Annotated in this window: 10 protein-coding genes; 7 read left to right on the top strand and 3 right to left on the bottom strand. The window is 36.7% G+C overall.

Translation table 11 applies throughout. The features are described from left to right. Positions 1–134: 134 nt before the first annotated feature. Positions 135–1,270 (bottom strand): IS3 family transposase gene (locus MHB40_RS18855; protein WP_342532494.1). Its coding sequence is split into 2 segments (ribosomal slippage): positions 135–1,048 and positions 1,048–1,270, totalling 1,137 coding nucleotides; the frame shifts between segments, so codons are not numbered across the junction. Between the two features lie 225 nt (positions 1,271–1,495). Here MHB40_RS18855 and MHB40_RS18850 point away from each other — a divergent pair. The 3 genes from MHB40_RS18850 to MHB40_RS18840 all read left to right on the top strand — a co-directional run bounded on the left by MHB40_RS18850 (position 1,496) and on the right by MHB40_RS18840 (position 5,389). Continuing rightward, entirely contained in the window at positions 1,496–2,401 is a 906-nt protein-coding gene (locus MHB40_RS18850) for a DMT family transporter (RefSeq protein WP_342533209.1), read from the top strand. Between the two features lie 767 nt (positions 2,402–3,168). Beyond that, positions 3,169–4,437, top strand: coding sequence for an OFA family MFS transporter (locus tag MHB40_RS18845; protein WP_342533208.1), 1,269 nt, complete (start codon positions 3,169–3,171; stop codon positions 4,435–4,437). Positions 4,438–4,696: 259 nt separating this feature from the next. Next, positions 4,697–5,389 (top strand): AIM24 family protein, encoded by a 693-nt coding sequence (locus MHB40_RS18840; protein WP_342533207.1) that lies wholly within the window; start codon positions 4,697–4,699, stop codon positions 5,387–5,389. Between the two features lie 40 nt (positions 5,390–5,429). Here the strand turns inward: MHB40_RS18840 and MHB40_RS18835 are convergent, their stop codons facing one another. Further along, a complete protein-coding gene (locus MHB40_RS18835) occupies positions 5,430–6,680 on the bottom strand; it encodes an NAD(P)/FAD-dependent oxidoreductase (protein WP_342533206.1) in 1,251 nt (416 codons plus the stop codon). A gap of 287 nt (positions 6,681–6,967) precedes the next feature. Here MHB40_RS18835 and asnB point away from each other — a divergent pair, with 287 nt between their 5' ends. The 4 genes from asnB (at position 6,968) to MHB40_RS18815 (ending at position 13,105) form a co-directional block, all read left to right on the top strand. Further along, a complete protein-coding gene (gene asnB / locus MHB40_RS18830) occupies positions 6,968–8,818 on the top strand; it encodes an asparagine synthase (glutamine-hydrolyzing) (protein WP_205445051.1) in 1,851 nt (616 codons plus the stop codon). Positions 8,819–9,084: 266 nt separating this feature from the next. Next, positions 9,085–10,698, top strand: a complete 1,614-nt coding sequence (locus tag MHB40_RS18825) for a polysaccharide biosynthesis protein (protein WP_205445050.1) — start codon at positions 9,085–9,087, stop codon at positions 10,696–10,698. Positions 10,699–10,708: 10 nt separating this feature from the next. Continuing rightward, positions 10,709–11,422, top strand: a complete 714-nt coding sequence (locus MHB40_RS18820) for a pseudouridine synthase (protein ID WP_342533205.1) — start codon at positions 10,709–10,711, stop codon at positions 11,420–11,422. A gap of 165 nt (positions 11,423–11,587) precedes the next feature. Continuing rightward, positions 11,588–13,105, top strand: a complete 1,518-nt coding sequence (locus MHB40_RS18815; protein ID WP_342533204.1) for a GGDEF domain-containing protein — start codon at positions 11,588–11,590, stop codon at positions 13,103–13,105. Positions 13,106–13,143: 38 nt separating this feature from the next. On the opposite strand, the gene MHB40_RS18810 is transcribed toward MHB40_RS18815, so the two are convergent. Continuing rightward, the gene (locus MHB40_RS18810) at positions 13,144–14,313 is read right to left on the bottom strand and encodes an MFS transporter (protein ID WP_342533203.1); all 1,170 of its coding nucleotides are present in this window, start codon (positions 14,311–14,313) and stop codon (positions 13,144–13,146) included. Between the last annotated feature and the right edge of the window lie 458 nt (positions 14,314–14,771).

Genomic DNA, 14,771 nt, shown 5'->3' with positions numbered 1-14,771 from the left:
GGAGTGTTCCACATCCCGAGTAGCCAGTCAAAGTGAAAAGAGCCTTTGACAGACTACTCGGGATGTAGAGCGAGAAATCCATGGAGGTTGCGCATCAAAAATGTGAAGGGGAACATTTCTTGTATTCCAAAATGTTACGCCATAGCTCGGCACATATCTTCACATTCATCAGGCGTTAGAAAGCCTATAGCACCGTGAATTCGTTTGCGATTGTACCAACCTTCAATGTATTGAAATAGTGCCACTCTAGCTGTTTCATAATTTTCATAGCGTGTTCGATAGACTTCTTCTTTTTTCAATGTCGCATGAAAAGACTCGATACATGCGTTATCATACGGGCATCCTTTACGGCTGAACGACGGAATCATTTCGTGTTTTTTTAGTTTTTCTTGAAATGTTTCACTCGTATATTGCGTACCTAAATCGGTATGGATGATTAATCCTGAGGATGGATTTTGAGCTTGTACAGCGTAATCCAATGCTTCAACGACCAAATCTACGGTCATTTTTCGTCCGAATTTATACCCTACAATTTTCTTCGAATGTAAATCAAGAACCGACGCCAAGTAGCACCATCCATCTCGGATTGTATGGATATACGTAATATCAGCTACCCATTTTTCATTAATCGTCGTTGTATGGAAATCTTGTTCAAGTATATTTTCACGTTCTTCCACGGGCTTTTGTGTTGGCGTCGGACGGTACTTTTTTGTGATGTTTGAGCGAATACCAGCTTTTTTCATGAGTCGTTGTACGCGTTTAATACTAACTTTCACGCCTTCTTTGAGTAACTGTGCATGTATTTTCGGCGCACCGTATCGTCCATCACTTTCTTTGTGAATGGCACAAATACGTACTGTAATTTTTTTGTTTTCAACTTCGTACACGCTTGGTTTCTTGTGGAAAGACTGATAATACGTACTTTTGGGTACCTTTAAAACGCGACACATTAATTGAATAGGATAATGTTCGCTTTCGTTTTCAATATGGTCAATGAGTTCTTGTTCTGTTACTTTTTCGCGAATATGGTCATAGCCTTTTTTAAGATTTCAATCTCCTGCTTTAACCGAAGATTTTCTTTTTGAATCGAAGAAACTTCCGCTGCAGTTAATTCTTCTGCACCTTCGATTGGAGAATGTAACTTAATCCATTTATAAATAGTTACTTCAGAAACGCCATATTCGCTAGACAGTTGACTGACTGGTGTACCAGAGTGATAAAGCTCCACAACAGTTTGTTTAAATTCTTTATTAAATCTTTTTTGACTCATAAAAAAGACACGTCCTCTCTTGGTTATAATAATACTTACTTAACCAGGATGTGTCCATGACTCCATTCTACATTCATTATTTAGATAACATAGCAAACTAGAAAATTTCTAGTTTGCTATACTTATGTTTTAATAGAAAAGATGAATAAAGGAAAGGGAAGTAGATTTTTATTAGTTGATCCATAACTTATATAGAAGTCTCTTTATATGCAGGTGCGATAAAATATGAAGCAACTTACAATCTATATGATTTTATTTAGCTGTGTATTTTTTTGGGCCAGTAACTTCATTATTGGCTCTATTTTAATTGAACATTGGGACCCTTTAACGGTCGCCATCTTTAGATTGATTGTCATAGTTCTGTTTTTAGGGGGGATTAGTTGGAAAGCAATTAGCAGAACAACATTTACGCGCAATGAGCTATTGTTGTTGATCCTTGCAGGAATACTGGGTGTTTCCATTAATCACTATAGCTTTTATGCTAGTCTCCAGCACACTTCTCCTATTACTGCGGCTTTAATATTAGCCTGTGCACCGATTGTCACTTCTCTACTGAATAAAATGATTTATCATGAATCACGTAACGGCATATTTTGGTTAGGTGCGATAATTTCATTTGTTGGTGTTGGTCTCATCATTACAAAAGGAGCACTTATCACCATTTCCATCGGTAAGGGTGAGGTGCTGAGCTTAATTACAATGCTAAGCTTTGCTTTGTTCCTCATTATTGTCAATCATCTTAGTTTGAAAATGTCAGCCCAGTCGATTACGTTTTATACAAATTTAATTGGTTTACTAGTGCTTGTCCCATTTTCTTTTACTATTTTGCCACAGACGAATTGGCATGTTGCAATGCCCTACTGGTTTTTGCTCATTTTATCAGCGATTATTATTCACGGGGTAAGTAATTTAATGTGGAATCAAAAAATGAAGGAAATCGGCTCGACGAATGCGTCACTGTTGTTAAACTTTGAGCCGGCTATAGCTATGCTATTGAGTGCGGTATTTTTAAAACAATTCCCTACAAGTGTTCAAATATATGGCTCTTTATTAATTTTAGTAGGAATTTTGCTCTGTATTTATTATAAAGAAATTAAAATGTTGCTTTTGCTGAAAAGAAAAATAAATTAAAAAATGCACTTTTCTGTACAGTATGTTAGAAATGATTTCTAACATGCTGTTTTTTTGTAGGTTGTATGTATTGTTTTTCTGAAAAAATAATATTACTTCAAAAATATCCACTTTTAGAATATTTCTATCATGTAGAAGCAATTGATACTGAATTAATAGAATTTTACCTATAATTTTTTGTATTAAAAATATATATTTGGATAATAAAAATCTTGAGGTATTGAAAGCGTTTTATAAAATATACATCCACTGTATTGTGAAAAATTTGTTTTTTTATTAATTTAAGTAAAAATATATTTGTTTATAAAAAATGCGAACCATTTCTAAATATAAAAATTTCGTCTATTACATTTGTAAAATGCTCTTTTGTTCTATAAATTTCTATATACTATTGATTTACTGTGCTTCTTCTTATGAGAGATACACATAATAATCCTGCTGGCAAAATAAGACGTATACATTTGATGAATGTGAAAATATGCACAAATTTAATTATATCAATATAATTAAATGTTGTTTGTGTAATAGAGCAGAAAAGTAATATTAGCTAAAAGGTGTTATGTTTTCTGTAAGATAAACGTAGTTATACTTAGAGGCTGTAAGGTTTTCTGGATAGAACGTAATAATAAAAAAGAGAAATACTTTTTGGAGAAATAATATTTTTTAGAAAAACATCTTGCATTTGAATAATTCTAAGTGGTAAATTGTTTAACATGGACGTTCATAGAATTTTCACAGGTAGCAAATGAGGGGAGAAATGAGAATTTATGAATAAAAATAGATGGTTAATTGCATTATCTGCAATCGCTATTCACCTTTCAATCGGTGGAGCCTATGCATACAGTGTATACAAGCTACCGATTGTCACAGAAATGGGATGGAGTGAAACAAAGGTAACGATTGCCTTTACCATTATGATGGGGTTAGCTGGTTTCTCAGCCGCATTATTTGGTAGTTTAGTAGAAAAAATGGGACCACGTAAATCGGCGATGGTAGCAGCTGTCTTATTTGGAGCAGGACAAGCTGGTGCTGGTGTAGCCATTTCAATGGATTCTGTTGTCATGTACTGGTTAACATATGGTGTTCTTAGTGGATTAGGAATGGGGATTGGCTATATTGCACCTGTATCAACACTTGTAAAATGGTTCCCAGACCGTCGTGGACTAGCAACAGGTATGGCCGTACTTGGTTTTGGATCGGGTGCACTTATTACAGCACCAGTCGCAGCCAACTTAATGGAGGCAGTTGGCATTTCTACAACATACTTTATTCTAGGGGCAAGTTATTTCACGTTAATGATTTTAGGGGCTTCATATATAGCACCACCTAAGCCAGGTTATATGCCTGCTAATATGAAAGCAGCTGCCAATAATGGCAAGGATGTAGTGAAGAAAGATTTAGCTGTTATGTCAGCACGAGAAGCTGTTAAAACAAAGCATTTCTGGATGCTTTGGTCAATGCATTTAGTTAATGTAACGGCAGGGATTATGATGATTTCTGTTGCTTCACCAATGGCACAGGAGATTGTCGGTCTATCTGTTGCAGGTGCTGCAGCAATGGTAGGAATTATGGGGTTATTTAATGGTGGTGGCCGTTTAATTTGGGCTGCTGTGTCTGATTATATCGGTCGTTCAAATGTTTTCGTTATTTTCTTTACAGCACAGCTAATCACATTTATCGTTTTACCACATACAACTAACGAGATTATTTTCCAAGCACTTATTTTCTTAGTTGTTAGTTGCTATGGTGGTGGGTTCTCAAATCTACCTGCTTTTGCAAGTGATTTATTTGGAACAAAGCAACTTGGTGTTATTCATGGTTATTTATTAACAACGTGGTCATTGGGTGGAGTTTTCGGACCATTGTTAGTAAGCGCAATCAAAAATGCTTATGGAAGCTATATTCCTGTATTCTATGTATTTGCTGGGTTAATCGCAGCTTCGTTAATTATTTCCTTAACGTTACGTGCAGATGTACGTAAGCAAACAGCTTTAAAAGCAGCGCAAAATGTTGGAGACGTTTCCGCTACGCAATAATTTGAACTTTCAATTTACTATATAGGTGTCATTTCGTACATGGCACTTATATAGTTATTTTTTTGAAGTGATTGTTATATAACAATTATGATTTCTTTGTTTAATGTATAACAGCACATGTCTGATGTCAATAACATTACTGGAAATAAAGTGATTTCGTAATTAAAAGAGAAATTTTGTAACGAAATGCACAATCCGTTAAAATTTGAATCTTTTCTCATAGACTAACGTATATAAAGTAACTAGGGAGGGATCAATCATGGGGAAATTTTCTTTAGATGAATTTGTTCATAAAACACAGCAGGATGATAATGAGAATGATTATTTTGAATTGGAAACTGAACGCGTATTAGAGGTTAATCTAAACGGTGAAGTATGGTCAAAAATGGGCGCTATGATTTCCTATACAGGTAATATTAAATTTGAACGTGAGCGCGTGTTGGAACATGGCCTTGGCAAAATGTTTAAAAAGGCTTTAACAGGTGAAGGTACGCAATTAATGAAAGCCAGCGGAAAGGGCCGACTCTATTTAGCTGACCAAGGAAAAAAAGTAACGGTTTTTGATTTGAAAAACGACAGTATTTGTGTCAACGGCAATGATTTACTTGCCTTTGAGCCTAGCATCGAATGGGATATCCGTTTAATGCGGAAAATGGCTGGCATCATGTCAGGTGGTTTATTTAATGTAACACTTCAAGGAACAGGCAAAGTTGCGATTACAACTCATTTTGAACCATTGACATTATTAGTGAAACCAGGTGAAACAGTATATACCGATCCACATGCTACTGTCGCATGGTCAGGCAACTTAACACCTGAATTTAAAACAGATATTAGCTTCCGTACATTTATCGGTCGAGGCAGTGGAGAATCCATCCAAATGGCGTTTTCTGGTGAGGGCTTTGTCATTATCCAGCCATTTGAAGAAGTTTATATGTCTAGTGAAAGCTAAAAAAGCGTGTCCGTCTTCCACGGATACGCTTTTTCTTCTATTATAATGCAGCATGCATTCCTGCAATTCGTCCCGTTACGAGGGCTGAAGTGATGTTATAGCCACCTGTATAGCCATGAATGTCAAGAATTTCTCCACAGAAGAACAGTCCCTCTTTTTTCTTTGAGGCCATTGTTTTGGGCTCGATTTCTTTTACAGAGACACCACCACCTGTAACAAATGCTTTGTCAAGTGACTGTGTGCCGCTCACTGTTAATGTGAAGTTTACTAATAAACGTGCAAGCTGACGGATTTTCTCTTGGGATAATTCCGCACCCGTCAATTGAACATCAATCTGTGCTCGCTCACATAAGAACAAGAGCCATCGTTCAGGGGCTATGCCTTTCCAAACATTTTTCACAGCCTTTTTCGGATCTTCCTTCATTAATTTATTTAAATATTGCAGACATGTTTCTTCATTATAATGAACCAGTGTTTGAATACGCATTGTTACAGGCTCATAGCCAGTCTTCATTAATTCTTTCACAACGAATTGACTACAACGCAAAATAGCAGGACCGCTTAAACCAAAATGGGTAAAGAGCATATCCATTTGATGGGTGACGAGTGTCTTGCCTTTTTTATTTAGCACAGAGACAGCAACATCACGTAACGCTAGCCCTTGAAGTTCACGGTCTTGAATAAAGTCCTCTTTTGAAATAACCGGTACTTCTGTTGGGAATAAGGTTGTGATTGTATGACCGGCACGCTCAGCCCAAGGATAGCCATCACCTGTTGAACCAGTTTGTGGGACTGCCTTGCCACCAACGGCTACAACGACTGCTTGACTACGGACTTCGGAGCCGTCTGCAAGACGTACACCCAAAATTTTATCTTCGTCCATCAGAAGCTTGCTAGCAGCTGTGTGTAAACGAACTTCAATATGAAGACGTTGAAGCTGTCTAATCAGCGCATCAACCACATCTTGGGCGCGATTGGATACAGGGAACATTCTGCCATGGTCCTCTTCCTTTAGGGCGACACCAAGCCCTTCAAAAAATGCGATGATATCTTCATTATTATAAACGGTAAAAGGACTATAGAGAAAACGACCATTACCAGGTATATGCTTCACGATTTCTTCAACAGGCAAACGATTTGTCACATTACAGCGTCCTCCGCCAGAAATGGCCAATTTCTTGCCTAGTTTTGTGCCTTTTTCTAACAATAACACTTTCTTTTTACGCTCTCCAGCAGCAATCGCCGCCATTAAACCAGATGGGCCACCACCAATCACGATTACATCATACATAGTTAGAAACTCACTTTCTGTTCAAATTAGGAATCTTTCCTATTATACATGAAGTCTATATAGAGAGGGGCTTTCTTTGACGTTGAAAATAATAGAAAAGTGTTTTATAATTCTTTATCTCATCTTTCAGGATGAAAGGCATTTCTAGTAGAATGAAACACAATATTCTTTGTTATACAATTGCATTAATGAAAGTTTTCCTTTATTAGCATTGTCGGCATGAAATGAATGTCTTTTCGTGCTATTATGGTAAAGGTTATGCACTAAATTATGAGGTGAAAAATAGAATGTGCGGATTTATAGGTTATATTAATGGAACAAATGTGATTGATCATCATCAAACAATAGAAAATATGATGAATACAATTATTCACCGTGGACCAGATAGCGGTGGTATTCATAGTGACGATAAAGTGACGTTAGGTTTCCGTCGATTAAGTATTATTGACTTATCTGACGTAGCGAATCAACCATTGTATAGTGCAGATGGCAATATTGTGCTTGTATTTAATGGTGAAATTTTTAACTTCCAAGAGCTGCGTGCAGATCTTATTGAAAAGGGTCATACGTTTAAAACTCAGTCAGATAGTGAAGTCATTATTTATGGCTATGTAGAATATGGCGTAGATTTTGTGAAGAAACTGCGTGGGATGTTTGCTTTCTGTATTTGGGATAAAAAGAATGATTTACAATTCATTGCGCGCGATGGCTTTGGAATCAAACCATTGTACTACTCTGAGCATACAACAGACGGTACGTTTATTTTTGGCTCTGAGATTAAATCGTTTTTACCACACCCTTCATTTATTAAAGAGTTAAATAAACAGGCACTACGCCCCTATTTAACGTTCCAATATTCATCTATGGATGAAACATTCTTTAAAGGTGTCTTTAAATTACCACCAGCTCACTATATGCTGATTCAAAATGGACAAAAGCAAATCGTGCAATATTGGGATAAAAAATTCCATGCAAAAGAAGCGCCGATTGAAAAATATATCGAAGAAATTCGTTCAACTGTTAAAGAATCGGTAGAGGCTCATCAAATCAGTGATGTAAAAGTGGGTTCATTCTTATCAGGTGGTATTGACTCTAGTTATATTACATCTTTATTACGCCCAGATAAATCCTTCTCAGTTGGGTTTGCTGACTATGAAGATATGTTCAATGAAACAAATCTTGCAAAAGACTTATCAGATACGTTGAATATTCAAAATGAACGTAGATATATTACTGCGGATGAGTGTTTTGAAGCTCTTCCTAAAATTCAATGGCATATGGATGAGCCACAATCCAATCCATCTTCAGTGCCACTTTACTTCCTATCCGAGCTTGCTTCAAAAGATGTAACGGTTGTCCTATCAGGTGAAGGTGCCGATGAAATTTTTGGTGGCTATGCTTGGTATCAAAACTCAGGAAGAATGCAAAAATACGAAAAATTACCATTAGGTCTACGTAAAACATTACGTGGAATGGCAGAAGCCCTACCGAAAAATCAATACACGAACTTCCTTATTAAAGGTGCTCAAACAGTAGAAGAGCGTTTTATTGGGGAAGCGGTAGTATGGGATGAAGTAGATGCCATTAATGTTTTGAAGCCAGCTTATAAAAATGCGCCATCTGTAAAATCGATTACAAAACGTATATATGATGAAGTGCCTGGCGATGATGATGTGACAAAAATGCAGTATCTAGATTTAAATCTTTGGATGCCTGGTGACATTTTATTAAAGGCAGATAAAATGAGTATGGCGCACTCAATCGAATTACGTGTACCATTTTTAGATAAAGAAGTAATGGAGTTAGCGAAAGAGATTCCATCAAGATACCGTGTGAATGATATCGATACAAAATATGTTCTACGTCAAGCTGCACATCAGGAACTGCCAGAAGAATGGGCAAAGCGTCCGAAACTTGGGTTCCCAGTGCCGATTCGTCACTGGTTACGTGAAGAAAAGTATTACAGCATGGTAAAAGAAATGTTTACAACTGACTTTGCGAATGAATTCTTTGATACAAAACAATTAGTTGGTTATCTAGATGAGCACTATGAAGGGAAAGCAAATCGTGGTCGTTATATTTGGACTGCTTATGTATTCCTAGTATGGTATAAAAAGTTCTTTGTGGACATGGTATAAAGAAATACTTGAATCGGTGGGGATGTTCCATTCCTCACCGATTATTTTAAGGTCTTTTTTCATCAGATTTTCTTTTGAATGAACTTTTTGATGTATTTATGCGTCTCATTTCCTATAAATATGTTAAGATTACAGATGGTTTACTTTTATTGCTCTTAGGGTGACAGCGCTTGCATATATATTAATTTAAAACGAAAAAAGTTTTATAAGTATCCTTTGAAGTGTTACGATAATAATATTGATTTTACAATGAATGGATGGGTATGATGTCCAATTTAATGAAAGGTACTGCGATATTAACAATGGGGATGTTTTTATCGAAGGTACTCGGATTAATTTATATTTTTCCGTTTTATGCAATTGTCGGCGAGAAGAACATTGCGCTTTACCAATATGCATATATTCCCTATTCAATTATGTTGGCAATCGCCATTTCGGGTGCGCCAATTGCCGTCTCTAAATTTGTCTCTAAATACAATGCAATGGGGGATTATCAATCAGGTCGCAAGCTGATGAAATCCGGCATTCTGATTATGATGGTGACAGGTTTCGCAGCATTTATTGCCCTTTTTCTACTTGCAACGCCAATTGCAGGGCTAGTTATTAAGAGTGAGGAACAGGTCTTTACAGTTGAACAGATTGCTTCAGTAATACGATGGGTTAGTTTTGCCTTAATCGTTGTACCATTTATGAGTTTATGGCGTGGCTTCTTCCAAGGCTATGACAAAATGGAACCTACCGCCGTTTCACAATTGGTGGAACAAATTGTGCGAATTGTTGTATTACTTGGTGGTTCGTTCTTAGTGGTTATTGTGTTTAAAGGGAAACCAGAGACAGCCATCTCCTTTGCTGTGTTTGCTGCATTTATCGGGGCAATCGGTGGATTAGGTGTTCTTTACTATTACTGGAAAAAATATCAGCCTGAATTTAACCTATTACGTAGTCAAAGTGTGACTTCCACACAGCTACCGATGTCCAATATTTATAAAGAAGTGATTACCTATTCCATCCCAATGGTGTTTGTAGGGGTAGCCAATCCGTTATTCCAATTAGTCGATATGCTTACGTTTAATGGAGCAATGACGTCCATTGGTTTAGCAGGAGTAACAGATACTTATTTATCGATGATTAACTTTATGACACATAAGGTTGTCATTATTCCCGTTATGCTAGCGACTGGATTCTCAATGGCGCTTGTACCAACGATTACAAAGTATTTTACACAGGGTGAGTATTTAGCGCTACGCCATGCAATGGATAAGACCTATCAAATTTTAATCTTTATTACATTGCCAGCTGTGGTTGGTATTTCTCTATTAGCCAATGAAATTTACTTTATGCTATATTCTGAAAGTGAAATGGGGGCAACCATTTTAGCGCATTATGCACCTGTTGCGATTTTATTTGCGTTATTCCAAGTTACAGCAGCCTTACTTCAAGGAATTGATTTTCAAAAGTGGATTGTTTTCAGCTTATTATCAGGGATTTTCGTGAAGCTAGCATTAAATATTCCATTAATTCGTTGGTTAGAGGCAGATGGTGCTATAGTGGCAACAGCTATTGGTTATAGTGTTTCGATTATCATTAATATGCTTGTGTTACGAAAAACGTTGAATTATCGATCAGAAATGGTTGTGCGTCGTGTCATGCTAATTGCTTTATTGACAATGGCAATGGCCATTAGCGTGCTGATTGTGCATAAATTATTGGAATTACTAATGGGTCCAGTTGATAGTAAATTCTCAGCATTACTATTCTCAATTATTTGTGCGGGTGTCGGTGCGGCTGTCTATGGCTTTTTATCATTACGCCTAGGTTTAGCACAAAAGCTATTGGGTGAACGATTAACCCGTATGATGAGTAAACTGGGATTGAAATAGGAGTGGAACGATGCGTTTAGATAAATTACTAGCAAATATGGGGTACGGTTCTCGTAAGGAAGTGAAGCAGCTATTAAAGCAAAAAGCTGTCACAGTAGACGGTGCTTATGTCAAGGACGCAGCTTTACACGTAGACCCAGAGCAGCAAATGGTATCAGTGTTTGGAGAGCGCGTTGTTTATACAGAATTTGTTTATCTTATGATGAATAAACCGCCTGGTGTTATTTCTGCCACTGAGGATTTAAGAGATGAAACAGTTATTGATTTATTAGAGCCATTACAGCAGCATTTTCAACCGTTTCCTGTTGGTCGACTAGATAAAGACACAGAAGGCTTGCTTTTATTAACAAATGATGGTGTATTGGCTCACAATTTATTGTCTCCCAAAAAACATGTGCCAAAAGTTTATTACGCTCAGATTGAAGGGGTTGTGACAGAAGAAGATGTCGAGAAATTCGCAAATGGTGTTGAACTCGATGATGGCTATGTTACCAAGCCTGGAAAGCTTGTGATTTTAAAGTCTGCACAGCAATCTGAAATAGAGCTAATGATTCAAGAAGGAAAGTTTCATCAGGTAAAGCGAATGTTTGAGGCTGTAGGTAAACGTGTAACATATTTAAAGCGAATTTCTATGGGAAGCCTGACATTAGATGAAAATCTAGCGTTAGGTGAATATCGCGAGCTAACTACAGAAGAGCTAAACGGTTTACAAAACAATCATTAAACATAGTATTCCTCGATGCCTCACATAGCATCGGGGATTTTTATATACAGTAATATAACAGTAACTGTATAATATGAAATGAGTTATTGTGATATAGTCAAAGAACGTATCATGTTCTAAATGTTTACGAAAAGACGATGGTATAAATAAGTAGAGGACAATTAAATGAAGAACCTGCGTATTAAATTATTACTATCTTTAATAGCTTTTGCAGTCATACTCGTTGCTGTTATTTCATATGTGAACCGACAAATATTGATAGCAGAAATTGAAAAGCAAGTGAGTATGAATAAAGTTTTAATTGAAAACCATATTCTTACAGATATGCAAACTGTCGATAATGCCCATTTTTATTTTGATAATAATATTTCAGACAAAATGGAACAGGAGCTTAGACAGTTAAAAAACTATTATCTTGAAAACCCTGCTGTAGCTACTTGGGATTTGCAGCAATTGAAAAAGAAACATGGTATGGATATTTACATAGTGGATCAATCCAATACAGTGGTTTACACGACTTTTGCCAAAGATATTGGCTTGGATTTCTCGCGTTGCTGTCAACGTTTTTCTGCTTTATTAGATGAACGGCGAGCTAGTGGCGAATTTTTTACAGATGGAATTGATATTTCAACATCGACAGGAGAATACCGGAAATTTGGCTATCTGGCAACAGAGGATAAAAAATATCTGCTTGAGTTAGGTTTAGACTTACTGAATGATCCTGTTTTTCAAACCTTTAATTTTGAAAAAACTGCACAGTACTTGATTGGTAAATATGCTGATTTAGTAGAAGTGCAGACGATTAATGCAGGGGGAGTTTTCTTTGATGATTCGTCATTAAAGAAGATTACTGTAAAAGATCAATCCAAACAGTTCCAAAAATACTTTGAGCTGGCAAAGAAAACAATGGAGCCAGTTGAGTATCAAAAGGCTTTAGCCAATGGTTATCTAGAAACACATCGTTTTCTGCCATATGAAGCAGAGACAGTGAGAGGGGAGTCTTCAAAAAGAATTGTCTATGTGAAATTTATCAATTTCACTAAAATGGAAGCACTCCAAAAAAATACGAAACAATTTTGGAGCTTACTGTTCATCGCCTTACTAACATCCTTTATTATGCTGCTCGTCATTAATAAAATTTTATCTAAAACAATACAGCTAGCTACTTTCGATCCGTTAACTGGTGTCTATAACCGTGCTACCTATATTAGAAAGATTGATAATTTATTAAGGAAAAGAAAAATGAATGTGCCAGGTTTATTGTTAATCGATTTGGATAACTTTAAACAAGTGAATGATCAATTTGGGCATGTAGAAGGAGATCACATCCTGATTGAAACAGCGAGAATTTTAAAGCATGTTGTGAAACAAAGTGGTTTTGTCGTACGCTTCGGTGGGGATGAATTTGCCATTGTTTTATACGATACAACAGAGCAACAGATGCAGCACATGGCAGAGGCCATTTTGGCTCAAATAAGGTCCGTTGAATATGATGGCCATGCTAGCGAGAAATGGTCTGTACTATCTGTGAGCATGGGCGGAGCCATTTATAACCATGATGAAGATACAGAAATGAGCTTATTTGAACGGGCCGATAAAGCGCTTTATCAATCGAAAAATGCTGGTAAGGATCAATACTCTAGTTATGCAGAGGTTGCTGCTGACGAAGGTTATAATAGTTAAAAAAACGCCCCATTATATCGATAGCAATGGGGCGTTTATTAATGAGCCGCTGTTTTGGTTCTATAAAAGATACAACTACATAAAACAAGAACAGCGATGACAGGAAACATAGCATTCATATAATGAGTCAATAGCCAACCGCCTATTATGGGGCCAATAAAACCACCTAAATTTTTAAATTGCGCAGCACCTAAGTAGGTTGCCTTTTGAGTATCTGGCGCAATTTCATCAATCATGACATTCATCGTAGGGAAGGCAAAGATTTCACCTATGGTAAAAATAATCATGGCAATGATATAGAGCGTATAATTAGTGGAGAATCCAAACATAAATAGTCCAATAGCAAAGAACAGTACGCCTACTAATAATGTTGCTGTGGATGAAAAGCGCTCTGATACTATACTAATTGGTAATTGTAGTAGTAACACAACCGCTGCATTGAGAGAGATTAATAACGAATAAAGTTTCGCACCTTCATCAATTTTTAATTCGATAATTTGTGGTAGCGTTGAGTCAAATTGCGAGTAGCCGATATTGATTAAAATGGCGCCCAAAATAAAGCTAAGCAGCACACGATTTGTCAAAAGAATCGTGAATGTACTGAGTATCTTTGTTTGAGTGACAGCTTTAGGTTGCTGCATTTGATAGCGATTTAACACAAAAAATAAAAAGACAGCGTAAATAATATACATAATCCCTGTCAGCATAAAAGGGATACTTGGACTGGATAGCTGTGAGATATACACGCCAATAATAGGACCAATAACCGCTGCAATATTGATGGCCGTATAACGTAAGGAAAATAGTCTTTTTCGTTTTTCAGCAGGTGTAAAATCAATCATTAACGCCTGTGTGGAAGGTTCAAAAAATGAACGACAAAGCCCATTCAAAGCATTGAATAGGACAAAAAGCCAAACAACATGAACCGTTGCAAAGCCAAAGAACACAAGACTCCAAACAATAATCGTTAATAGAATAACGCTTTTTCTACCAAAACGATCGGTTAGATAGCCACCAAAAAATCCACCAACTGTGGAAATGAGTGGTGCAATACCAATGGTCAATCCAATTTGTAATGGAGAGGCTTGAATTTCATTATGTAAATAAATAGCTAAAAAGGGCATTGCCATAAAGCTTGCAATACGTGTGAATATTGTTCCACCTAAAATGATCCATACTAATGGATGAAACAACTTTGATAATGTCATATCAAATCCTCCTCTCAACATTTAGAATGTTTCGAGTTTAACGGATTGTTAAGCAACTGTAAATAGTCAAAATTATCTTGAACGAGAACAATGCACCCTTTTTCAGTGTGAACGGTAAAGATAATGGCGCAAATATTTATGTTTCAATGCTACGGAAGTGAGGCACAGATTGAAGAACAGAAGAGTATGATCGCTTTGCGCGGATAGATGAGCGGAAGAGAGAAGAGTATGATCGCTTTGGCCAGATAGATGAGCGGAAGAGAGAAGGGTATGATCGCTTTGCACGGATAGATGAGCGGAACACAGAAAAAAATGATCACATTGCCCAAATAGATGAATGGTAGCGAGCTGAAGAAGGCAGTAAATACGTCTCTTCTTCCAAATAGGGAAAAAATCTAATAATCTTCTAACGACAAAAAAGAATGACCCCGACGAAAGGTCATTCTTTTTCCATACAC

The sequence above is a fragment of the Lysinibacillus sp. FSL K6-0057 genome (genome assembly GCF_038630885.1).
Taxonomy (GTDB): domain Bacteria; phylum Bacillota; class Bacilli; order Bacillales_A; family Planococcaceae; genus Lysinibacillus; species Lysinibacillus fusiformis_F.
The sequence above is the reverse complement of the archived record's forward strand: the minus strand, read 5'-3'. Positions and strand labels throughout refer to the sequence as shown.